Source organism: Streptomyces sp. NBC_00569 (assembly GCF_036345255.1).
Lineage (GTDB): Bacteria > Actinomycetota > Actinomycetes > Streptomycetales > Streptomycetaceae > Streptomyces.
On the sequence record NZ_CP107783.1, the window covers coordinates 7,589,473 to 7,611,696 of the forward strand.

Here is a 22,224-nt window from a genome sequence, read left to right on the forward strand (position 1 = left end):
ACCGTAGATACTCTTGCCCTTGATGGGACGGCATGGGTGGAATTCGGGGGCAGGGTGGTGGCGGCTCACCGCTCTGCTCGGCGTGGGGGTGGCCGCTCTGGCCCTGGTGCTGACGGTGATCAGCACACTGCCGGACGACCGGGCCGACGACAGGGGCACCACGAGCGCCGGTGACAAGGTGCACGGCTCCCCGTCCGACCCGCCCGCGGGGCTGGGGCCGGCGGTCGGATGGGGCTTCACACACACCCAGTACAGCGCGGACGAGGGCGACGACGGCGCGACGCGGCGGGTCGAGGACATGCTCACCGGCCAGGGAGTTCCGCAGATCCAGCACATCATGGGCTGGGGCGCCGGGAACCCGGAGCCGGTCAAGGGCCGTTACGACTTCGACGAGATGGACCGCCGGATCGACTTCGTCAGGAAGTCGGGCGGCACCCCCGTCGTCACCCTGTGCTGCTCCCCGGACTGGATGAAGGGCGGCAAGGCGGGGGCCGGCAACACGGACTGGAGCCGGCAGTCCCTGGAGACCGCGCCCGACCGCGCGCACTTCAAGGACTTCGCCGCGCTCGCCGCGACGGTCGCCAGGCGCTACCCGGACGTGCGCCACTTCATCGTCTGGAACGAGTTCAAGGGCTTCTGGAACAACGGGAAGCAGCGCTGGGACTACGAGGGCTACACGGAGCTGTACAACCTCGTCTACAAGGCCCTCAAGAAGGTCGACAAGGACATCATGGTCGGCGGGCCCTACCTGGTGATGGACAGCGTCGACCCGCGCCGGACCGAGAACGCGTCGGCGGACGTGAAGGGGCCCTGGGGCAGCATGGACCAGCGTGTCCTCGACGCCTTCGACTACTGGAACAAGAACAAGGCGGGCGCCGACTTCGTCGTCGTCGACGGCTCCAGCTACACCGTCGACGACGAGTTGCTGCCCGACGCGTTCAAGGCCACCGACAAACTCACCGCCGTCGGCAGGTGGGTGGAGCGGCAGACCCATGGCCTGCCCCTGTGGTGGGCCGAGTACTACGTCGAGCCCGGCGACCGGAACGACGACCGCAAGGGCTGGAGCGAGCCGCACCGCGTCGCCGTCCAGGCGTCCGGCCTCGTCGCGATGGCCAAGGGAGGCGCGTCCTCCGGCTTCTACTGGAACCCGGAGGAGAAGACGGGCACGACGTGCGCCGGCTGCCTGTGGACGCCCACGCAGTCGGACGGCGGCGGTACGAAACTGCCCATGTACGACCTGATCTCCCGCTTCCACAAGGCGTTCCCGCCCGGCACCGAGTACAAGACGGTGCCGGTCGCCGCGGACGACGTGCCGAACGTGCGGGTGCTCGCCGACGACAGGACGGCCGTAGTGGTGAACACTCTGGACCGGAAGATCAGCGCGAAGGTCGACGGGAAGCGGTTCGAGATGGGTGCCTACGAAGTGAAGTGGCTCGAGCGGAAATAGTCCACCCGAGCCACCGACTGCTCTTGAGGCCCGCAGGGCCTACGCCATCGTCAGGAACCTCTGGAGGATGGACGCGAGCAGCACCGCCAGCAGCGGCAGCGAGAACCAGAAACTGCTCTGCAGCCGGCGCAGTTGCCGCACACCCGGCCGTACCGCCACCCGCACGATCTCGCGCGCCCCGAGCAGCAGGACCAGGGCGACGGCCGCGAGCCCGCCCACCACGGACCACGAGGTCCAGGTGATCTGCGGGCCGATCGGCCCCGGCGCGGCCTTCGGGACCTCACCGCTCGGCTGCTTGCGCAGCGTGTACATCGTGACGTCGTCGTTGACGAGGACCTTCGTCAGCTCCTGGCGGTCGTCGAGGTTGCGGAGGAGCCGCGTCTCCCAGGTCTTCGAGTAGCCGACGTCCATCTGCAGATAGACGACCTGACTCTTGTTGATCACGAGGTACGAGTTCGGGCCGGCGTCCTTGAGCGCCTTCACCAGGCTGGAGACGAGAACGGGGTCGACGGGGGCGAGGGTGGGAACGTACTGCACCTTCTCCATGTCACGCGTGCCCCACGGCATCGCGGGCGTGACGTTGTCGACGGTGTCGTTGCTCATCCACAAGAGGCGGACCGTCGGGTCGTCGTGCGCGTAGACGTAGTCCATCGCCGCGACCTCGCCCGGCCTGATCCGCTCGAACGGCTCGTTGCCCCAGCGCGCCACGAGGAACCCGCCCATCAGGATCAGGCCGGCCAGCAGCGCGGCGAGGGGCGCGAGGCTCACCCGGTCGCGGTCGCGTTCCTTCGCGGTGATCCCGGTGCGCGGGAACAGCGCGAGCCCGGCGAGCAGCGCGGCACCCGGCAGGGCGAACATGAAGACGCGCAGCGCCATCTCGCCGCCGTACGACTGCATGCCGAAGCCCAGGAACGGGACGAACGTGAGGACGAGGAGGGAGCGCTCCCGGTACGTGGCCTCGCGCCGCCGCCACCAGCCCCAGCACGCGAACGCCATCACGCCGCCGGCGAGCAGCACGCGCGCGTAGAGGACGAGTTTGTGGGCCGAACTGCCGCCCTGGATACGTCCGGAGACCGACGACGACACGTTGCCGCCGACGCCGCCGAGCCCTCCGAACAGCTCGTCGAAGTGGCCCGACCAGTAAGGCTCCGCGAGGAACGAGACCCAGACGGCGACCAGGACCGCGAACAGGATCGGCAGGCCGCGCAGCTCGCAGCGGCCCACGAGCACCAGGACCGCGAGGACCCCGAGCATCACGAACGGGGTGAGCTGGTGGGCCGGGACCGTCGCCGCGAACAGGCCGATCAGGACGAGCAGCAGCACCGCCCGCTGGCGCCGGTCGGTGGGTTCGACCTCCAGCTCGCCGGGCCGCCGCCTGGTCCACAGCACCCGCGGCGCCCGGAACCACACCAGCAGGATGGCGACGAAGGCCAGGTAGAGGAGGTAGGTGAAGCCCTGCGGGGAGAAGTAGTCCTGGCCGACCCAGCCACTGAGCACGAAGATCCACAGTCCGGTCCACCGGGCGCGCCAGCTCGCCCGCATCGAGCGCGTCAGCAGGAACATCGGTGCCAGGTAGAGCAGTTGCATGGCGAGCGGCCACCAGCGGATGACCTCCGTCATGTCCGTGACGCCGCACGCCTTGGCGACGAACGTCGCGGCGGCGAAGAACCCCGGCCAGCTCCAGCGCGCGTCCAGGTCGGGCACCGCCGAGCCGGTCCTGCCGATGTACTCCATGAAGCCCAGGTGCTGCCACGCCGTCGCGAACCGCGGCTCGGCCTCGATCACGGCGGGCAGGGCGTGCAGCGAGACGACCGTGGCGAGCAGCGTCAGCAACAGCAGCCATTTGTGCGGGCGTTCGAGCCACAGGAGGGACGCGAACACGCCGATCAGGAGCGCCGCGCCGAGCAGCGTCGTGGGCGGCAGCACCGAGATGAGCCCGAGCCCGCCCATCCCGTCGAGATCGCCGTCGCCCAGGCCGAGTACGGGTCCCCAGTACAGCCCGAGCGCGGCGACCAGCAGCAGCGCCAGGACGACGACGCGCGGGCTCGGCAGCGCGAGCCGGTCCCGCAGGGGCCGGGGGGTGGGCGCGGGTGTGGCAGGCAGGGCGAGAACTGCCTTGTCAAAGGCGCCTGACGTGTCAGAGGTACCGGCGACACCTGAGGTACCGGCGACACCTGAGGTACCGGCGACACCTGAGGTACCGGCGACCTCTGAGGTGCCGGCGACCTCTGAGGTGCCGGCGATGTCCGAGGTCTCAGAAGCCTCCGACGTGGCGGAAGTTTCGGATGAGGCAGGGGACGGGGCGGGGTCCGGCTCGGCGGGCGGTCTCGGCGCCGGTGGTGGTGGGGACTTCAGCGTCCAGGTCGGCCGGTTCCCCATGTCGACCTCCCCGCCCCCCGCCGCCGGCGCCCCGTGCGCGGGTGTCGCGGGCCCCGGCCGCACGTCGGGGCGCCGCTCCTGATGGTCCAGATTGAGCTGCACCGCGAGGTGCAGTGTGTCGGAGTCGAGCGTGCCGCGCAGCGCCTGCCCGGGGCCCTGCCACTTGACCCCCGGGGCCACGTCCGCGGTGCCGAGGTCGGCCAGGTCGCCGTCCGGGGCCGCCACGACGGCCGGCGCCGGGGGAGCGGTCCGCACGATGCGGTACAGCTTCGGGGCGGCGATCGCCATGATCACGGCCAGGCTGGAGATCTCCGCGACGCCCGCGCCCGTCAGGCCCATCCGGGGCAGGAGCAGCAGTGTCAGACCGAGGACCAGGACGCACAACAGGCCCTGCAGCCAGGCGAGTCCGGCCGTCCGGCTCTGCGCGCGCAGCACCGCGAAGTACGTCTCCATGACCACGCGCAGGGCCGCGCCGACCGCGAACCAGCGCAGCAGCGGCGTCGCCGCGTGCGCGTAGTCGTCGCCGAAGACGTGCAGGACCAGCGGCGCCGCGAGGAACAGCAGCCCGCAGATCGGCAGCATGATCCGCGCCATCCGGCGCAGCGCGGCCCGGGTGTTCGCCGCGAGCTGCGCGGGGTCGTGCGAGCCCTCCACCGTCAGTGAGGCGCCCATGTTGATGGCGAGCAGGTTGACGGTGCCGCCGATGGTGGTGGTGATGTAGAAGTACGCGTTGTCGGCGGAGCTGACCTGCGAGGCGATCAGGACCGGGACGAGATAGACGACGGCGAGCGAGAACAGGGAGCCCGTGTAGTCGCCCGCCAGGAAGCGGCCCACCTCGCGCAGCGTCGGCGGGTCCGTCCGGTGCGCCGTGAGCTCGACGTGCCGCGGCACCAGGCGCCGGAACACCAGCCAGCCCAGCGGGATCACGGACGTCGCGATGGCCACGACCCACGAGACGAAGACGCCGGTCGTGGGGATCGCCACGGCGAACGCGAGCAGCAGGCCCAGCTTGACCGTGGAGAAGACGGTGTTGCCGACCGGCACCCACAGCGCGCTGCGCAGCCCGGTCAGCACGCCGTCCTGGAGCGTGAGCACCGACCAGGCGACCACGGCGGCGACGAACCCGAGCCCGTTGACCGGGCCGTGCAGGAACCGGTACGACGGCCCCCAGACGTCCAGCGTCAGCAGGAAGACCAGCGCCGCGCACGCGACGGCGAGCGAACTCCCCGCGTACGTACGGAAGATGAAGCTGCCGGTGCGCCGCCCCGCGATCGGGATGAAGCGGGCCAGCGCCCCCGTCAGGGTCACCGCGGTCAGCCCCGCGAGGAACTTCATCGCCGCGATGGCCGCCGAGCCCTGGCCCACGGAGTCCGCCGAGTAGTAGCGGGCGGCGGCCAGCCAGAAGCCGACGCCTAGCACTCCGGAGATGCCGGTGTTGAGCATCAGGGCATAGGCATTGCGGAACAGCTGGTTCCCGCCCCCCGGCCTCATGCCGCCCTTGTTGCCCCTGCCGCTCTTGCCCATGCCGGGCAGCCGCAGCTTGCGGCCGGCCGGCCGCTGGGGCTCGGTCGTCGGTGTGGTCGTGGCGGCCTGGGCGGTGGTCGTGTCAGACACGGGTTCGGATTGCCTTCCGGCGGACCTGTCGGGCTCTGCGGACCAGGGCGTACCCCTTGGTGAGGGCACGGTCCCCGGCGAAGTTGCGGGCGATCGCACGGCCCTCCACGAGCCGCGCGAACTCCTCGATACCGGTGGCGCGGCGCACGGTGACGCGCTGGAGGGCGTACGGGCCCTGCCGCCGCCGGGCCAGGCCGTTGCCGACCGCCAGGGACTGGGCGAAGCCGGCCCCGCGCACGGCGGCCCGCACCCGTCGGCTGGAGTAGCCGTACGGATACGCGAACGACCGCGGCACCGAGCCGAGTTCGTCGGCGACGATCTCCTTGCAGCGCAGCAGCTCGAACCCGAGCGCGTCGTCGTCGAGCTGGTCGAGCTGCGGATGCGTGTGGCTGTGCCCGCCGATCTCCGTCCCGGCACCGGCGAGGGCGCGCACCTCGTCCCAGCCGAGCATCGTGTCGAGCCCGCCCCCGGTGTCGTACGCCCCGCGCAGCCAGCCCGTCGACACGAACAGCGTCGACGGGAAGCCGTGCTCGGCGAGGACGGGGAGCGCGTGGCGGTGCACGCCCTCGTAGCCGTCGTCGAAGGTGATGAGGACGGGCCGATCCGGCAGGGCGCGCCCCGGGGAGCGCCAGATCGCGGCGAGTTCGGCGGTCGTCAGGGGAGTGAGGCCGAGGTCGGCGACCGCCGCGAGCTGTTCGGCGAACGCCTCGGGCGTCACCGACAGCTCACGCGTCGCGTCGTTCGGCTCACGCGCCACCGAGTGGTACATGAGGATGGGCACTGGCGTGTTCATGACGGCCCTCCACTCCCCTCGGCGGCCCCGATCCCCACGACCGAGAACGTCGCGCCCGTCCTGCGCGCCCGGAGACTGCCGAGCGCGTACCCGCCGGCCGTCGTGAGGACGCCGACCACGATCGCCCCGGCCCGCCCCGCGCCCCCCGGCCGCGCCAGGAAGAAGTCCCGTACCCCGCGCGCCACTCCGGCCGGCAGGACCCGCGTGGCGTAGCGCCGCTCGGACTCGAGGCCCTTTTCCGCTCCCACGCTCTGCGTGACCAGCGCCTTGGAAAGCCCCTCGGCGTACGCCCGGGTGCGGAAGTAGGCGAAGCGCTCGCGGCCCGCGGGGACCCGGTGGTGGATCACCGCCCGGTCGTCGATCAGGAGCACCGCGTCCGGCCTGGCGCGGCTGAGCCGGATGCACAGCTCCGTCTCCTCGCAGCCGAGCGGCCGCTTGTCGCCGTCGCGGCCGATGCCCGTCGCGAAGCCGCCCGCCGCGTCGAACGCGGACCGCCGGAACGAGGCGTTCCCGCCGAGCACGTTGCGCACCCGGACCTTCCCGCGCGGCAGCCCCTTGTACGTACAGCCGACGACCCAGTCGAACTCCTCCGGGAACCACGCGGGGCGGCGGCCCGAGGCCCAGACGGGTTCCGTGCGGCCGCCCACCGCCATGACCAGGGGATCGTCGTACCCGGCGGCGAAGTGACGCAGCCAGTCCCGCTCCGCGACCGCGTCGTCGTCGAGGAACGCGATGATCCCGCCGCGCGAGAGCGCGATGCCCGTGTTGCGTCCCGCGGACAGGCCGCGGGGGCCCGCGTTGGCGAGCACACGGACGTCCTCGGACTGCTTGAACTCCTTGCCGAGACGCTCCAGGAGAGCCGGATGGTGGTCGACCACCAGCAGCGTCTCGAGCGCGGGCAGCGACTGCGCCCGCACCGAGGACACCGCGGCGAGGATGTCCTCCCAGCGGTCCTCGGTGTAGACGCAGATCACGACGGACACGCCGCCGTGCGGGGCGTTAGCGCTCAAGACACCTCTCCCCGGCCCGTGTTGAGCGTGGTCGCCTGCGTCCGGCGGCGACGCCGGGCGCGCCGGGTCGAGCGCTCCGCGAGGATCACCTTGAGGACCCGGAGCCCGTCCCGCACGGCCCGCAGGTTGCTCGCGCCATGGATCCGCAGATACTCGTGGCTCGGTATCTCCTGGACCTTGAGGCCGGCCTTGACGACCCGGATGTTCATCAGGGTCTCGACCTCGAAGCCGGTGCAGTCGAGGTCGATCTGGTCGAGGCAGTGCCTCCAGAACGCGTTGTAGCCGTAGCAGAGGTCGGTGTAGCGGGCGCCGAACTTCTTGTTGACGACCGTGCACAGCGCCCAGTTTCCGAGCTTGCGGATCGGCGTCATGTCGTCGGTGCCGCCGCCGTTGGCGAAGCGGGAGCCCTTGGCGAAGTCGGCGCCCGAGACCAGGGCGGAGACGTAGGAGACGATCTCCTGGCCGTCCGCGGAACCGTCCGCGTCGACCATCACGATGATGTCCCCGGTGCACGCCTCGAAGCCGGTGATCAGTGCGTCGCCCTTGCCCTTGCCGCGCTGCGGGACGACGACCACGTCGGGCCGCAGTTCGCGGGCGACTGCCACCGTGTTGTCGGTGGAATTCCCGTCGACGAGAACCACTTCGTGGATCCAGTCGGGAAGTGTCTTGAATACGTACGGAAGGTTTTCCGCCTCATTCATGGCCGGGATCACGACGCTCACCGGCGGCGCAATCGCGAGATGGGTCGAGATCGCCCTGTACTGGCTGGATATCGCAGGACGCACAAAAGAACTCATGAGTCTGGTCCCTCTCGTCCGGTGGTCTGTCCGGTTCGAAAGGGGGGTTCTCACTTACGGCCATGACAAATAGAGCTCTGTACAGGCCGGGTGAGCTGGCAAAATAGACCGATCGACTGAATCGGCCCCGCGGCACGCGACTCGGCTGAATTTCGGTCACCGAGCACGGCACCCCCCTACCGCGCCCCGCGCCCGACCATCGCGATCTCGAGCCCTCCCCCAGATCGCTATTGCGTCGATGGTCCGATGCGGGTGGATGTACGACGGTATTGATGCTTGAGACTGTAGGGCAAGGCCTGTATTCCAGGCCTCACCTTTCTGTTGTTTTGACCTTTACCTGGCTCTCGTCCTCAACTCCCCGAACGGATTTTCCCCACCCGTCTCAGGAGTTTGTCGGCCGGCTCGAAGAACTCGGGCCGGGACAGCACGGTGTTACGCAGCGCCCGGACCGGAGCGCGGCGCGCCCGGTGTCCGAGAGCGACCGGATGACGGCGCGTCACCCACCCCTCGTGCACGGTCAGTTCCCGTGTCTTGAGGGAGTCCTTGTATTCCTTCTGGCCGCGGCCGAGATCCAGATAGGCGATGCCGTCGGCGGCGGCCGCCTCGGCCATGCGCAGATGCAGGATCAGCCCGGGCGAGAACTTCGCGAACGCCGGGTCGTAGGCCGGGAACCAGCAGGCGAGCACGCGCTCCGAGCGGAGCCCGAAGTGGGCGGCGACCGGCCGCCCGCTCGCGTACAGGACCGACAGGACCCCGGCGAACGGCTCCGAAGAGGTGTGGAAGAGCTGCTGGGCGAGGCGGGTGATCCAGGCGTGCGCGAAGCGGTCGCTGCGGCCGGTCCTGCGGTACTGGGCCGACTTCCACTCCATCAGCGTCGCCAGGGCCCGCGGGTCGCGCTCGTCGTGCACGTAGCGCACCTCGCCGGCGTCCCGGCCCAGCTTGCGTTCCTTGGCCAGCGTCGTCCTGATGAACTTCGGCGACCGCTCGCGCAGTTGGCGCAGATACGTCTCGTACCCCTGGTCGACGTCCATGACCGGGGAAGGGAAGCTGCCGGAGGCCTCCGCCTCGAACGGCTCCTGGCCTCCCGCCAGGTGGTCGAACTCCCATACCGAGAGCCCGCAGGCCCGCAGCAGGTCGCGGGCGTTCCACTCGAAGCCGGGTCCGTGCACCAGGCCCTGACTGTCGGAGACGCCGAGGCCGACGGCTCTGCCGACGCCGCTCACGGATCTCTGGAACGGGAAGAACGCCGCGGGTTCGCCGTCCTCGCGGGCGACGGCGATCCGCACCCCACGCCGGCAGCGGCCCATCGCGAGGGTGAACTCGGGCGAGAGGAAAGGGTTCGCCAGCTCCGGCGTGCCGTGCAGATGCGCCTTGGACTGCATGGCGGTCCAGGCGGCCCGGTCGGCGGCGGTCAGCTCGCCGGGCCGGTGCAGGGTGATGTCCACGTCAGGAGTCCCGCCTTCCCGGTGCGCGGCCGGGCAGCCGTCGCGCGGGGACCATGGGTGCGAGGAGGCCGGCGACGCTGATCGCCGCGATCGTGACGATCCCGCCGGTCACCGACCAGCGGTGCGTGGCGATCATCGCCTCGGCCACGAGCAGGTCGAGCGCGAACGCTCCCGCGACGGCGGAGATCCAGCGGCCCCACGGATCGAGTCCGCGCAACGCCGAACCGATCGCGGCGCCCGGCGCCGCGATCAGGAAGAAGAGCGTCAACGGGCCGCGCAGCGGCGACGATATGTCCGCGAGCGCCAGTACCGCGCCCACCCCTGCGACGGCAGCGGCCACTCCTGCTATCAGGGGTGATACGTCCCTGCTACGTCCCCACTGCGCAGGTGACGGTGCTCTGTCTGATGACGGTGGCTTGATGCCGATGGTCTGCATTGGCGACTTTGCCCCCCGAAGCGCCGGATGCCGGGCTTCAATGTCGCGCAGTCCCGGGGCCTCAGTCAAGACGCGCAGAGAGTGCGCAGATGTCATACACACGTTCCCCGGAGACCTGGTGTGTCACGGGGGAAGTCGCGTTCACACGGGTGCAGTTGGGGCTGGCCGGTCTACGGGCGTAGCGCAAGGAAGTTGAGGGTATGTCATAGATCTGACATGTACCTGTAATCGAACGCCGGGCGAACTCTCGCGAGGCGTACGAGGAAAAGTTGACATGAACACTTCCCGTGAACTGTGGGGCGTGCTACCACAGTTGTGGCAGAGATCCTGCTAAAGGAGGTTTTCATGAGACGTTTCCGAATTACGGCGTACGTGACCTCAATCCTCTTTGCGGCCGGCGTCGCCCTCACCGGAGCGACAGCGGCCCAGGCATCCGAACAGGCAGCGGCCACGGGCTATGTGGCCCTCGGAGACTCCTACTCGTCCGGCGTGGGTGCCGGCAGCTACGACAGCTCCAGCGGCTCCTGCAAGCGCAGTACGAAGGCCTACCCCGCACTCTGGGCGGCCGCCCACTCACCCTCGAGCTTCAGCTTCACCGCCTGCTCGGGAGCTCGCACGGGTGACGTTCTCGCCGGACAGCTGGGCCCGCTCGGCCCCGGCACCGGCCTCGTCTCGCTGTCGATCGGCGGCAACGACGCGGGCTTCGCGGACGTCATGACCACCTGCGTCCTGCAGTCCGAGTCGACCTGTGTCGCCCGCGTCAACCAGGCCAAGGCGTACGTCCAGAACACCCTGCCCGGCCAGCTCGACTCGGTGTACTCCGCGATCACCGCGAGGGCACCGGCCGCCCATGTCGTCGTCCTGGGATACCCGCGCTTCTACCAGCTCAACGGCTCCTGCATCGCGGGCCTGACCGAGACCGAGCGCGCCGCGATCAACGGCGCGGCCGACCTGATCAACTCCACCACCGCCAAGCGGGCCGCCGACCACGGCTTCACGTTCGGCAACGTGACCTCGACCTTCACCGGTCACGAGATCTGCTCGGGCAGCGCCTGGCTGCACAGCGTCAACTGGCTGGACCCCGGCGAGTCCTACCACCCCACCGCGGCCGGCCAGTCCGGCGGCTACCTGCCCGTGTTCAGCGCGACCGCCTAGTACTTCGAGTACCGCCCCGCACGTCCGCTCACCTAGTACGACGATGACGGCGAAGGGGAGGTCCCGCCCGTAGGGGACTCCGTCTTGCACGTCACCGAGTACGCCACCCAGTTCGACGTGGCACGGACGGGGTCGCGCACCTCCACACTCACCTGGTTGTGGAGCGTGGCCCCGTCCGTGTAGCCCGTCTCGACATGATCGACCGACCTGGTCTTCGGGCCGCCGGACGTGAAGCTGAGCGTCTTCCACCCCGGGTCGCTCGACTCGCCGCTCTCCGTCACCCAGCGGTACTGGACGTCGACGGGCACGCGGCCCACCGTGAAAGTCGCCCTGAAGGCCGGAGCCTCACCTGCCGGCGGTGGGCAGGCACCGCTGTAACTCCCGCGCACCGCCGAGACGCTGACGCGTACGGACTGCGGCGGCGGCGTCGAGTGCTCGCCGCTGCCGCCCTTGCTGCCGGTGTCGTCCCCGCTGGGCGATCCCGCTCCGCCACCCTTCGAATCATCGTCCGACGGGCTGCGCGGGGCGCTGGAGGTGCTTCCGCCGGAACGTGCGCTGTCGTCCCCGGAGTTGCCGCTCCCGTCACCCCGGTTCATCAGCGCGTACGTGAGGCCGCCGAGCGCCAGGAGCAGCGCCACGACGCCGGCGAGCAGGACGGCGGCGGAGCGGCGGGGGCGTTCCGGATGCGGCGTGGCCGGATCCGGGGAGGGCGTCGCGCCGTGCCCCGAGGTGAATCCGGCAGGAACGGGGGTCGGCGGCGTTCTCTGCCACGACGTCTGCGTCGGCGTCGACTCCGGGGACGCCGGGACCGTACCCGCGCGGGGCGTGCCGCCCGCGCCCACCAGCCGCAGATCGCGCTCGGCGTCGGCCGCCGGCGTCCGCTCGGCCGGATCCTTGCGCAACAGCCCCTCGATGACGGGTGCCAGCGGGCCCGCGCGGTGGGCGGGCGGCAGCTCCTCGTCCACGACCGCCCGCAGCGTGTTCAGCGGCGTCTCCTGCCGGAACGGCGACTGCCCCTCGACGGCCGCGTACAGCAGGACCCCGAGCGACCACAGGTCGGACTCGGGGCCCGGTGTGCGACCCAACGCTCTTTCCGGAGCGAGGAATTCGGGCGAGCCGACCACCTCGCCGGTCATCGTGAGCGCCGAGCTGCCCTCGACCATGGCGATGCCGAAGTCCGTCAGGACGACGCGTCCGTCGTTCGCGATCAGTACGTTGCCCGGCTTCACGTCCCGGTGCAGGACGCCCGCCTCGTGCGCGGCGCGCAGCGCGGAGACCACCTCGGCCCCGATGTGCGCCGCGCGTCGCGGGGGCACCGGGCCCTCGGCGTCCAGGAGGTCGGACAGGGAGAGCCCGCGCACCAGTTCCATCACGATCCAGGGGCGCCCCTCCTCGGTCGCCACGTCGTACACGGTGACCACGTTCCGGTGCGAGATACGCGCCGCCGCCCAGGCCTCCCGCTCCAGGCGGGCGTACATCCGGTCGACCTCGCTCGTCGGGAGCCCGGCCGGGGCGCGCACCTCCTTGACGGCGACCTCGCGGCCCAGGACCTCGTCACGGGCGCGCCAGACGGTGCCCATGCCGCCCTCGCCCAGGGGGCTCAGCAGCCGGTAGCGCTCCGCGATCACACGCGCTTCGCCGGTCTCTCCACGGCCCGGATTCTCGCTCACGGGCGACCCCCATCCGTAGCGGTGCGATTCTCCACAAAGCTAGCCCAGTGTCCGTGACATCGCCCACGTTCCGGACGTGACCGTTCCTGCCCGCCATGTCCAACTCGCCCTGGAATCAGTTGTATTCGGTGAGTAATCGTCAACCTCCTTATAGGGGAGGTGAATCCTGCGACCGGGATACACGAGTGTCGCGGCGGGGCGATAGGGTTAACCTGCCCGGGCCGGGTGCCCTCGTACGGGTGGGGAGTGACATGGAACAGATAACAGTGCGCAGCAGGCCACGTGTGCCTGCGATCACCTGCGGGAGCAGCGCGACCAGCTCGCGACTCGACCGCCATCTCTCGGTGCTCGGCGGCCCTGCCGTCCCGCAGCGCGAGGCGGCCGAGGCGACGTCGCTGATGCGTGAGCTCACCTCGCGTGACGTCGCGCACGAGCGCAGCAGCAGGGGCGCGCGAGTGAGCCGGGTCTCGCTCTTCGCGCCACTGCGGCGACTGCGCCGCTCGCTGTTCGGCGGCCGCCGCTGACAGGCGGTCATCACCGGCACAGCCCGGTCCCGCGCTCAGGCGGCCATGCCCAACCGGCACGGCGCCGCGATCTCCGCGACCGTCATCCCCACGGCACGCGGCGTCATTCAGGTGTGTTCGCCTGACGCGGGACAGAAGTCTCCTGCCGCCCCGGCACCGCTCTCCCCATCGGACCGCCCGGCACTGAAACGGCGCTGACGCGCGCCACCACGGCATGTGAGACGCACCCTTCCCACTCCCGGTGCGCCGCCCGCATCCCTGGCACCCCTGCGCCGCCGTACATCTCCTTTCACTCCCGACGCGTGCCCTCCGCACGGTCGGTTTTTCGTCGTTCCGGGGCCTGTTGACGCCCCCCGCGGGCATCGCCGCGTGCAGTCATCCATGTCCGGTGCGTAACAGCTTTGTCATGCACGGATGTTGACGGGGCAATGTTCCGGGGCCAATGTTGCGCCTGATCCTGATCGTTTGGCCTGTACACGGAAACCTCACCCCCGGAGGTACGCGCGTGTGTGACCTGCACGACCAGCACGAGCACGAACACGAGCACGGGACGACCCGGACCGCCGCCGGCCCGCAGCTCAGCAGGCGCCGCATCATGCAACTGCTCGGCGCGGCCGGAGTGACCGCCGCCATGACCGCCGAGGCCGACCCGGCGATGGCCGCGGCCGCCGACTCCATCGTCGAGGAGGCCGGTGCGTACAAGGCGCCCGAGGGCCTCGCCGAGGACAGTGCGGCCAAGTCCTCCGCCCTCGGGTGGATCACCTCCAACTCCTCCCGCATCACGGGCCTGAACGAGGAGATCTGGGAGAACGCGGAGCTGTCGCTGCGCGAGTGGAACTCCTCGGTCGCCGAAGCCGGGTTCCTCGAAAAGGCGGGATTCGACGTCCAGTTCGGGACGGCCGGCTTCCCGACGGCGTTCACGGCGACCTTCTCGTACGGCAGCGGTGGCCCGGTCCTCGGCTTCAGCGGCGAGTACGACGCGCTGCCCGGGCTCTCCCAGAACAAGGGTGTCGGCCACCACGATCCGCGCGAGTACATCCACGACCCCTTCTCCCCGAGCTACGGGCCCGGCCACGGCTGCGGGCACAGCGCCCTCGGCACCGCGGCGGCGGCAGCCGCGGCCGCGGTCGCGCAGGCGGCGAAGAAGCACAAGCTGCCGGTCACGGTGAAGTTCTTCGGCTCCACGGCCGAGGAGGCGCTGATCGGGAAGACGTACGCGGTCAGCAGGGGCGTGTACGACGGGCTCGACGCGTTCCTCGACTGGCACCCCTCCACCGCCAACGCCACCGGCTGGGGCACCAGCAACGCCATGACCGCCGTGACCTTCACGTTCCTCGGGGTCGCGGGCCACGGCGGCACTCCGCTGGGCAACAAGTCGGCGCTGGACGCCGCCGTGATGATGGCCACGATGTCGGAGTTCCTGCGCGAGGAGAACATGGCGCCGGCCGCGCGCCTGCACTGGGTCATCAACAACGGCGGCGACATCCCGAACGTGACCCCCGAGATCGCCGAGATCTCCTACTACGTGCGCGAGGGCAGCCCGGCCCGCGTCCAGGTGCTGCTGGACAAGGTGATCGCGATCTCCGAGGCCGCGGCCAAGGCCTCGCAGACGAAGGTGCAGCACCGCATCACCTCCGCCTGCTGGAACCAGCTGCCCAACAAGGCGGCCGCGGAACTGCTGTACGACAACATGCGGCAGATCGGCCCGCCCGCGTTCACCGCCGAGGCGCACCGGCTGGCGAAGGACCTGCAGAAGTCCCTGGGGCTTCCGGAGGTCGGCATGCACGACAAGGTCGCCGAACTGACCCCGCCGAACCCCGTTTTCCTGGGCGGCGGTTCGACGGACGTCGCCGACATCAGCTGGAACGTGCCGACCGTGTCGATGGGTGCTGCGCTCGCGCCGATCGGCGGCAAGTTCCACACCTGGTCCACCGCGGCGTGCGCCGCCGCGGCGCCCGGTCAGGCCGCGGTGATCGCGGCCGCGAAGTACCTGGCGGCGACGGCGGTCGACCTGATCACGCAGCCCGAGCGGCTCAAGGCGCTCAAGGACGAGTTCAAGGAGCGCACCAAGGGCATCGAGTGGAAGACGGCCCTGCCGGACGGCTATGAGCCGCCCATGTACGAGCCCCCGCAGTGGTTCCTGGCGAAGACGGGCCAGAAGTGGCCCCCGAAGAACATCACCTGGCCGCCCCAGAGGGTCGTCTCGAAGGAGAAGTTCTCCTCCCTGGGACCCGAGCTCGCTCCGCAGAAGTAGACCGGCCCGCAGGTCGCTCAGCGCCCGCCGGTCGTGTACCGGCGGACGCCGAGCGGCACGCACACCGCGAGCAGCACGGCGCACCAGGCGAGCGAGCCGGCCACCGGGTGCGCCACCGGCCACGAGGAGCCGCCGGGCACGGGGGCGTTGCCGAACAGGTCGCGTGCGGCCGTGGCGACCGCGCTGATCGGGTTCCACTCGGCGAGGACGCGCACCCAGCCGGGGAAGCCCGCCGTAGGGATGTACGCGTTCGACAGCAGGGGCAGCATGAACGTCGCGCCGCCGAGCTGGCCCGCCGCCTCCTCGCTGTGCGAGAGAAGCCCGAGCAGGATGCCGACCCACGTCGTGGCGAAGCGGAACAGCAGCAACAGGCCGAAGGCGCCCGCCGCTTCGAGCGCGCCGCCCTCGATGCGCCAGCCCATCGCGAGCCCGACGAGGAGCAGCGGCACGAGACCGGCCGCCGTCGTCACGATGTCGGCCGCCGCCTGCCCGAGCGGGACGGCCGCGCGGGTCATCGGCAGCGTACGGAAGCGGTCCATCACGCCCCGGTGCGAGTCCTGGGCCGCCGTGAACATCCCGGTCATGATCCCGTTCGCGGCGGTCGCGACGAGCATGCCCGGCACCAGGAAGGCGCGGTAGTCCGCGCCGGGCATCGCCAGGGCGCTGCCGAAGACGTATCCGAAGAAGAGCAGGAAGACGATCGGCATCGTCTGCGTCATCACGAGGATCGCGGGCGCGTGCCGGATCCGCTGGAGGTGCCGGCCGAGCATCGCCGTGCCGTCGTACAGGAGCGCGGTGGTCATCAGGTCGCCTCCGAGGGGGAGTTGGGGGTGGCAAGCGGTGCGGTCATGCGACGAGCTCCCGGCCGCCGGTGAGGCGCAGGAAGGCCTCGTCGAGGGTCGGCGGGCGCAGGGTCGCGTCGACGATCGGGACGCCCGACGCGTCCAGTTCGCGGACGATGCGGGGGAGGGTCAGGGCCTGGTCGAGGGTGACGACGCCGACCGCCCTGCGGTCCGGGTCGAGGGTGGGCTCGGCGCCGGTGAGCTGGTCGAGGACGACGGCGGCGGCGTGCAGGGCCGCGTCCTCGGCGACCACCACCTCCGCGTAACTGCCGGTCTGCGCCTTGAGTTCGGCGGGGGTTCCGCGGTGGGCGGCGCGTCCCCCGTCGATCAGGACCACGGAGTCGGCGAGCTGATCGGCCTCCTCCAGATACTGCGTGGTGAGCAGCACGGTCGTGCCCCGGCCGGTCAGCTCGCGGACCGCGTCCCAGATGGCGCTCCTGCTGTGCGGGTCGAGGCCGGTCGTGGGCTCGTCGAGGAAGAGCACGGCGGGCCGCGTGAGCAGGCTCGCCGCGAGGTCGAGGCGGCGGCGCATGCCGCCGGAGTACGTACGGGCCGTGCGGTCGGCCGCCGCGGTGAGGCCGAAGCGGTCGAGCAGTTCGTCGGCGCGGCTCCTCGGCAGCCGCAGGAGGCGGGCGAACAGGCGCAGGTTCTCGCGCCCGGTGAGGTCGCCGTCGACCGACGCGTACTGCCCGGTGACGCCGATCCGGCGGCGTACGGCCGGCGCCTCGGTCAGGACGTCGTGGCCCGCGACACGCGCGGACCCCGCGTCGGGCCGCAGCAGGGTGGTGAGCACCCGGATGGCTGTCGTCTTGCCCGCGCCGTTCGGCCCGAGCAGCCCGCAGACCGTGCCCTCCTCGACGGCGAGATCGAGGCCCCGCAGGGCGTGGACCATCTGGTCCCCGGAGCCGTAACGCTTCTCCAGACCTTCACTAAGTACGGCGTACGTAGAAGTCATGGGGCCACCGTAGCGCACTACGTACGGTGTACGTAACTACGATGGTGGGCGAGGTGATGATCGATGACGGGCCGAGCGGCCGAACCGGAAGTGATCTGGGCGCGCCCCGAGCGCGCGGGACGTGGCCCGAAACCCGCATACAGCAGGGGCGACATCGCGGCCGCCGCCGTGCGCGTCGCGGACGCGGACGGGATCGACGCCGTCTCGATGCGGCGGATCGCCGGCGAACTGGGCCTGGGCACGATGTCGCTCTACAACTACGTGCCGAGGAAGGACGACCTCTACGAGCTGATGGTCGACGCGGTGAGCGCCGAGTACGACCTGACCGAGCCGACCGGCGACTGGCGCGCCGACCTGCTCGCCCTCGCCCGGCAGGCCCGCGCCCTGATGATCCGGCACCCGTGGATGCCCCGGCTCATGTCACCCGTCTACGGCTTCAGCCCCAACGCGCTGCGGTACCTGGAGTACTGCATGACCTGCCTCGAACCGGTCGACCTGCCGGCCGGGACGAAGATGGAACTCGTCGCGTCCCTCACCGGCGTCGTGACCTTCTACGTCGCCAACGAGATCGCCTCCGCCGAGCGGACCCGTTCGCTGCCCTGGTCGCAGGAGCAGGAGTTCGCCGCGCGGACCGCCTACCTCGTCAGCCGGATCGCGACCGGCGACTATCCGCACCTGGCCGCCGCGTTCGCCCAGAGCACCGGGCCCGTCGACATGGAAGCGGCCTTCGAGCGGGCCCTCGGGCGCACCCTCGACGGGTTCGTGCCCTCCTGACTCCGGCAGGAGCACCGGGCCTCAGAGCAGCGCGAACTGGCCGCCCGGGCCCTCCTCGTGATGGTCGAGGACCGAAGCCGGCCTGAGCGCGGCCGGCGCCGGCGGCAGGACGCGCGCCCCGACCAGGTCCGCCGCCGTGATGAGCGAACCGAAGTCCGCCATCAACTCCTCCTGCTGCGACCGCAGTTCGGCCAGCAGCGCGAGTACCGTGACGATCTCCAGCAGCTCCGACGTCCACGACTGCGGCCAGGTGCCGGGGCGGATCCCGTCCAGCGTCCCCGGCTCGGCGGCCACGGTCCTGCGCGCGAACCACTGCTCGATCACCCGCACCCCGCTCACCTGGAAGTCCCAGGCCTCGGCGGGGACCGGGGAGATACGGCCGTCGCCGACGAGCAGGGCCTCCTCCTCGCGGTCGTAGAGCAGCTCGGTGGGGCGGTCCGGGAGCGGGGCGCGCACGTACGGGCGGCGGCCCCCGGGGAGTCTGGGACGGTCGCCCTCGCCGCCGCGGCGCAGCAGCCACAGGATCCGCTCGCCGAGCGCCGTGCCCGAGGCCCACACTCCCGCGTCGTCCGTGAGCGGGACCCGCGGGCCCCGCGGGGAGGGCCGCGCCACGGCGAGGGTCCAGGCGAGCAGGTCGCGCGCCCCGACCTCGTGCCCCAACCGGCCGGAGAGCTCGGTCAGCAGGCCGGGCGTCACATTCGGTTCGCGCCCTTCGGGACGCCGGTACAGCGGGCGGATGCGGCCGGGGCGTCCCGCGGGGGAGCGGCCCTCGGGCAGGATCGCGCAGGCGAGCACCGCGGGCCCGCCCGCCCCGGGCACGAACCCCTGCTCGACGAGGAACAGCTGGCTCCCGTCCGCCACCCGCCACAGCTCCGGACGGGCCGCGTCGATCAGCCGGTGGTCCGGTATCAGCCACTGCTCGTCGAAGGGCGCGTGCAGCACCCGGACGGGTTCGGGGCAGGGACCCTCGGCGTGGGTCAGGTCGTCCGTCGGGGTGCGCCGGCCGGGAAGCTGGGCGACGGCCGTACGCAGGGTGCGCGCCCGGCTCGGTTCCAGCAGCGACTCGCGCTCCGCCGCCCCGGCCTTCACGAACGCGGACCAACGGGCCTTCAGGGAAGCCGGGTCCGGCGCCAGCGGCCAGGCGCGGCCCAGGCGCAGGGGCGCGACGGACCACGGCATGAGGTCCGCGAGCAGCGGCGCGTCAACAAGGCTTTCGAGGCTGTCGGGCGTCACGCCCGGCATCGTACGACGCGCTCAGTGCGCGTCGAGAGTGACCGTGAAGGAGAACCGGTCGCCGCGGTAGTGGATGACGGCGACGTCCAGCGGCCGGCCGTCCTCGTCGTAGGTGATGCCCGTGTAGTGCAGGATCGGGCTGAGCAGCGGCACTTGGAGCAGTCTGGCCGTCTCCGGGTCCGCGAGCCGGGCCTCGACGGTGTCGGTGATCCGGCTGATGCGCACGCCGACGATGTCGCGCAGGACCTTCGTCATCGGCCAGCGCACCAGGTCGCCCAGATCGACACGGTCGGCGAGGTCGGCCCTGATGTAGTTGCGGGCGTGGTTCGTCGGCTCGCCGGTCTTCTCGTCGCAGCGCAGCCGGTGGTACGTGGCCACGGTCTCGGCCTGCGGAAAGTACTCGGCGACCGTGCCGGGAACCGGAACCGTGCCGTGATCCAGCAGTTCGGTCGTCATGCCGGACTGCTGGGCCACGATGGCGTCGACCGAGCCGAGCAGGCGCACGGGCGCTCCCCGCCGCGCGGCCGGCTCGATGAAGGTGCCGCGCCTGCGGTGCCGCGTGATGAGCCCCTCGTCCTCCAGCTCCTTGAGTGCCTGCCGCATGGTCAGGACGCTCACCCCGTAATGCCCCGCGAGCTGTTCCTCGGTGGGCAGGCGCAGCGGGTCGTCGGGGGAGCGCCCCAGTATGGAGGCGCGCAAGGACTGCGACACCTGATACCAGAGCGGCAGCTTGCGGTTCAGGACGATCGAGTCCGGCGCGAAAGAGGTCACGGGCTATCCGTATCGGTCGGGCGCGTTCAGTGCAACGGCTCAGTGCGACGGCCTGAAGTGCCGTTCGAGGCCGCTCCACACGTCGTCGTAGCCCCGCTGGAGGTGATCGGCCTGCGCCGCCTGGGCGGTCGCGGTCACCGGCCACCGGGTCTCGAACATGAAGGCGAGTCCGTCGTCGACCTTCTGCGGCCTGAGCTCGGCCGCCGACGCCTTGTCGAACGTCTCACGGTCCGGGCCGTGCGCCGACATCATGTTGTGCAGCGAACCACCGCCCGGAACGAAGCCTTCGGCCTTGGCGTCGTACGCGCCCTCGATCAGGCCCATGTACTCGCTCATCACGTTCCGGTGGAAGTACGGCGGCCGGAACGTGTCCTCGCCGACCAGCCAGCGCGGCGCGAACACCACGAAGTCCACGCCCGCGAGCCCGGGAGTGTCGCTCGGCGAGGTGAGGACCGTGAAGATCGACGGATCCGGGTGGTCGTAGCTGACCGACCCGATGACATTGAAACGGCGCAGGTCGTAGACGTACGGGACATGGCTGCCGTGCCAGGCGACGACATCGAGCGGCGAGTGGTCGTATGTGGCGCGCCAGAGGTTTCCGCAGAACTTGTTCACCACCTCCACCGGCCCCTCGGTGTCCTCGTACGCGGCGACGGGGACCATGAAGTCCCGGGCGTTCGCCAGGCCGTTGGCGCCGATCGGGCCCAGGTCGGGCAGCCGGAAGGGGGAGCCGTAGTTCTCGCAGACGTAGCCGCGGGCATCGCCGTCGAGGAGCTCGACGCGGAAACGGACCCCGCGCGGGATCAGCGCGACGTGGCCGGGGTCCACGTGCAGCAGGCCGAACTCGGTGCGCAGCAGCAGGCCGCCGCGCTCGGGGACGATCAGGAGCTCGCCGTCCGCGTCGCTGAACACCCGGTCCGTCATGGAGGAGTTGGCGTGGTAGAGGTGCACGGCCATACCGGTGCGCTGGGTCGCGTCGCCGTTCCCGCCGAGCGTCCACAGGCCCGCCAGGAAGTCCGTGCCGGGGGCCGGCTCGGGCAGCGGGTTCCAGCGCAGCCGGTTCGGATCGGGGACGGACTCGGTGAAGGGGGCACTGCGCAGCGCGCCGTTGTCCGTCCGTACGAACGCCGGGTGCGCGGCCGACGGGCGGATCCGGTACAGCCACGAACGCCGGTTGTGCGCCCTCGGCTCGGTGAACGCGGAGCCGCTCAGCTGCTCCGCGTACAGACCGAGCGGGGCCCGCTGCGGCGAGTTGCGTCCGTGGGGCAGAGCGCCGGGCACCGCCTCCGAGCTGTGCTCGTTGCCGAAGCCCGAGAGGTAGGCAAGCCCCTCGGCGGTCTTCCTCGCGTCACGCATGTCGCTCCCTCGTCCATGATTCCTATGCTCTACCGTAGGATTCCCTTTTTCCTCGCGCAAGAGCACCCCGCGAAGCTGAACAGTCCTCTACTCTCCGGGTCATGCCGTGGACGCCGCCCGTGGAACCCGTGACCAACTCCACGTCCCTGCGCCGCGCGCCCGTCCAGCAGCGCAGCGCCGAACGCCTGAGCCGGATACTCGACGCCTGCGCGCAACTGCTCGACGAAGGCGGCTACGAGGAACTCAGCACCCGGGCCGTGGCGGTCCGCGCCGGGGTGCCCATCGGCTCCGTCTACCGCTTCTTCGGCAACAAACGCGCCCTCGTCGACGCCCTCGCCGAACGCAATCTCCAGCGCTACGCCGAGCGCGTCGCCGGGCGCCTCGCGGGGGTCCCGGCGACCGACTGGCGCGGCGCGATGGACGCCGTCCTCGACGAGTACCTCGCCATGAAGCGCACCGCTCCCGGCTTCTCCCTCGTCGACTTCGGCAACCAGATCCCCGTCGGCGCCGACGCCGGCCCCAACCACCGCCTCACCGACCGCCTCACCGAGCTGCTCGCCGTCCACCTCGACCGCACGCCCGACGACACGCTGCGGCGCGCGTTCCTGATCGCCGTCGAATCAGCGGACGCCCTGGTCCGGCTCGCGTTCCGGCTCGACCCGACGGGCGACGAGAACGTCATCGCGGAGACACGGGAGCTCCTGCGGGTGTATTTGGCGCGGGTGCTGGACTGATCCGGGGGCCCGGCCGGGGCGGGTACGCGGAGTGC

18 protein-coding genes are annotated in these 22,224 nt (G+C 71.0%); 6 read left to right on the forward strand and 12 right to left on the reverse strand.

Annotated features, from left to right (window positions below; all coding sequences use genetic code 11):
* Positions 1-22 precede the first annotated feature (22 nt).
* Positions 23-1,447, forward strand: coding sequence for a GH39 family glycosyl hydrolase (locus OHO83_RS34170; RefSeq protein WP_330280209.1), 1,425 nt, complete (start codon positions 23-25; stop codon positions 1,445-1,447).
* A 39-nt stretch (positions 1,448-1,486) separates the two neighbouring features.
* Here OHO83_RS34170 and OHO83_RS34175 read toward each other — a convergent pair whose 3' ends face one another.
* From OHO83_RS34175 to OHO83_RS34200, 6 genes are all read right to left on the reverse strand, one after another.
* Positions 1,487-5,440 carry a lipopolysaccharide biosynthesis protein gene (locus OHO83_RS34175; protein WP_443066071.1) on the reverse strand — a complete coding sequence of 1,318 codons (3,954 nt, stop codon included), beginning with the start codon at positions 5,438-5,440 and terminating at the stop codon, positions 1,487-1,489.
* Entirely contained in the window at positions 5,433-6,233 is an 801-nt protein-coding gene (locus OHO83_RS34180; protein WP_266668832.1) for a polysaccharide deacetylase family protein, read from the reverse strand. The genes OHO83_RS34175 and OHO83_RS34180 overlap by 8 nt, the downstream gene beginning before the upstream one ends.
* Positions 6,230-7,243, reverse strand: a complete 1,014-nt coding sequence (locus tag OHO83_RS34185) for a glycosyltransferase family 2 protein (protein WP_330280210.1) — start codon at positions 7,241-7,243, stop codon at positions 6,230-6,232. Before OHO83_RS34185 ends, OHO83_RS34180 begins: the two co-directional genes overlap by 4 nt.
* On the reverse strand, positions 7,240-8,040 hold the full coding sequence (locus OHO83_RS34190) for a glycosyltransferase family 2 protein (protein WP_266668830.1): 801 nt from the start codon (positions 8,038-8,040) through the stop codon (positions 7,240-7,242). The genes OHO83_RS34185 and OHO83_RS34190 overlap by 4 nt, the downstream gene beginning before the upstream one ends.
* A 350-nt stretch (positions 8,041-8,390) precedes the next feature.
* Positions 8,391-9,485, reverse strand: coding sequence for a GNAT family N-acetyltransferase (locus tag OHO83_RS34195; protein ID WP_266668829.1), 1,095 nt, complete (start codon positions 9,483-9,485; stop codon positions 8,391-8,393).
* A 1-nt stretch (position 9,486) separates the two neighbouring features.
* Positions 9,487-9,825 (reverse strand): hypothetical protein, encoded by a 339-nt coding sequence (locus OHO83_RS34200; protein ID WP_330280211.1) that lies wholly within the window; start codon positions 9,823-9,825, stop codon positions 9,487-9,489.
* A 441-nt stretch (positions 9,826-10,266) separates the two neighbouring features.
* Between OHO83_RS34200 and OHO83_RS34205 the strand changes: the two genes are divergently transcribed.
* Positions 10,267-11,076: an SGNH/GDSL hydrolase family protein gene (locus OHO83_RS34205; RefSeq protein WP_266668825.1), complete on the forward strand. Its 810-nt coding sequence runs from the start codon at positions 10,267-10,269 to the stop codon at positions 11,074-11,076.
* A 32-nt stretch (positions 11,077-11,108) separates the two neighbouring features.
* On the opposite strand, the gene OHO83_RS34210 is transcribed toward OHO83_RS34205, so the two are convergent.
* Positions 11,109-12,656, reverse strand: coding sequence for a serine/threonine-protein kinase (locus OHO83_RS34210; protein WP_330280824.1), 1,548 nt, complete (start codon positions 12,654-12,656; stop codon positions 11,109-11,111).
* Positions 12,657-12,997: 341 nt separating this feature from the next.
* On the opposite strand from OHO83_RS34210, the gene OHO83_RS34215 reads away from it, so the two are divergent.
* Both OHO83_RS34215 and OHO83_RS34220 read left to right on the forward strand, forming a co-directional pair.
* Positions 12,998-13,270: a hypothetical protein gene (locus tag OHO83_RS34215; protein ID WP_116502944.1), complete on the forward strand. Its 273-nt coding sequence runs from the start codon at positions 12,998-13,000 to the stop codon at positions 13,268-13,270.
* A 505-nt stretch (positions 13,271-13,775) separates the two neighbouring features.
* Positions 13,776-15,524 (forward strand): amidohydrolase, encoded by a 1,749-nt coding sequence (locus OHO83_RS34220; RefSeq protein WP_266668822.1) that lies wholly within the window; start codon positions 13,776-13,778, stop codon positions 15,522-15,524.
* A gap of 17 nt (positions 15,525-15,541) precedes the next feature.
* On the opposite strand, the gene OHO83_RS34225 is transcribed toward OHO83_RS34220, so the two are convergent.
* Both OHO83_RS34225 and OHO83_RS34230 read right to left on the reverse strand, forming a co-directional pair.
* A complete protein-coding gene (locus OHO83_RS34225) occupies positions 15,542-16,327 on the reverse strand; it encodes an ABC transporter permease (RefSeq protein WP_330280212.1) in 786 nt (261 codons plus the stop codon).
* Between the two features lie 43 nt (positions 16,328-16,370).
* Entirely contained in the window at positions 16,371-17,321 is a 951-nt protein-coding gene (locus OHO83_RS34230) for an ATP-binding cassette domain-containing protein (protein WP_330280213.1), read from the reverse strand.
* Between the two features lie 63 nt (positions 17,322-17,384).
* Between OHO83_RS34230 and OHO83_RS34235 the strand changes: the two genes are divergently transcribed.
* Entirely contained in the window at positions 17,385-18,095 is a 711-nt protein-coding gene (locus OHO83_RS34235) for a TetR/AcrR family transcriptional regulator (protein WP_329435868.1), read from the forward strand.
* A 21-nt stretch (positions 18,096-18,116) separates the two neighbouring features.
* Here the strand turns inward: OHO83_RS34235 and OHO83_RS34240 are convergent, their stop codons facing one another.
* From OHO83_RS34240 to hmgA, 3 genes are read right to left on the reverse strand one after another with little or no spacing between them, the layout of a single operon-like run.
* Complete coding sequence (locus OHO83_RS34240; RefSeq protein WP_330280214.1) at positions 18,117-19,337, reverse strand: type ISP restriction/modification enzyme; 1,221 nt, start codon at positions 19,335-19,337, stop codon at positions 18,117-18,119.
* Between the two features lie 12 nt (positions 19,338-19,349).
* On the reverse strand, positions 19,350-20,099 hold the full coding sequence (locus OHO83_RS34245) for a GntR family transcriptional regulator (protein WP_329435870.1): 750 nt from the start codon (positions 20,097-20,099) through the stop codon (positions 19,350-19,352).
* A 39-nt stretch (positions 20,100-20,138) separates the two neighbouring features.
* Positions 20,139-21,455, reverse strand: coding sequence for a homogentisate 1,2-dioxygenase (hmgA, locus tag OHO83_RS34250; protein ID WP_266668814.1), 1,317 nt, complete (start codon positions 21,453-21,455; stop codon positions 20,139-20,141).
* Between the two features lie 101 nt (positions 21,456-21,556).
* Between hmgA and OHO83_RS34255 the strand changes: the two genes are divergently transcribed.
* Complete coding sequence (locus tag OHO83_RS34255; protein WP_389566049.1) at positions 21,557-22,189, forward strand: TetR family transcriptional regulator; 633 nt, start codon at positions 21,557-21,559, stop codon at positions 22,187-22,189.
* Positions 22,190-22,224: the final 35 nt, after the last annotated feature.

Excerpts from the sequence above, each read along its gene's own strand:
- OHO83_RS34230 (WP_330280213.1), bottom strand. The coding sequence starts at position 17,321 with ATGACTTCTACGTACGCCGTACTTAGTGAAGGTCTGGAGAAGCGTTAC.
- OHO83_RS34255 (WP_389566049.1), top strand. The coding sequence starts at position 21,557 with ATGCCGTGGACGCCGCCCGTGGAACCCGTGACCAACTCCACGTCCCTG.
- OHO83_RS34215 (WP_116502944.1), top strand. The coding sequence starts at position 12,998 with ATGGAACAGATAACAGTGCGCAGCAGGCCACGTGTGCCTGCGATCACC.
- OHO83_RS34235 (WP_329435868.1), top strand. The coding sequence starts at position 17,385 with ATGACGGGCCGAGCGGCCGAACCGGAAGTGATCTGGGCGCGCCCCGAG.
- OHO83_RS34205 (WP_266668825.1), top strand. The coding sequence starts at position 10,267 with ATGAGACGTTTCCGAATTACGGCGTACGTGACCTCAATCCTCTTTGCG.
- OHO83_RS34170 (WP_330280209.1), top strand. The coding sequence starts at position 23 with ATGGGACGGCATGGGTGGAATTCGGGGGCAGGGTGGTGGCGGCTCACC.
- OHO83_RS34210 (WP_330280824.1), bottom strand. The coding sequence starts at position 12,656 with ATGGGCACCGTCTGGCGCGCCCGTGACGAGGTCCTGGGCCGCGAGGTC.
- OHO83_RS34225 (WP_330280212.1), bottom strand. The coding sequence starts at position 16,327 with ATGACCACCGCGCTCCTGTACGACGGCACGGCGATGCTCGGCCGGCAC.
- OHO83_RS34190 (WP_266668830.1), bottom strand. The coding sequence starts at position 8,040 with ATGAGTTCTTTTGTGCGTCCTGCGATATCCAGCCAGTACAGGGCGATC.
- OHO83_RS34240 (WP_330280214.1), bottom strand. The coding sequence starts at position 19,337 with ATGCCGGGCGTGACGCCCGACAGCCTCGAAAGCCTTGTTGACGCGCCG.
- OHO83_RS34180 (WP_266668832.1), bottom strand. The coding sequence starts at position 6,233 with ATGAACACGCCAGTGCCCATCCTCATGTACCACTCGGTGGCGCGTGAG.
- hmgA (WP_266668814.1), bottom strand. The coding sequence starts at position 21,455 with ATGCGTGACGCGAGGAAGACCGCCGAGGGGCTTGCCTACCTCTCGGGC.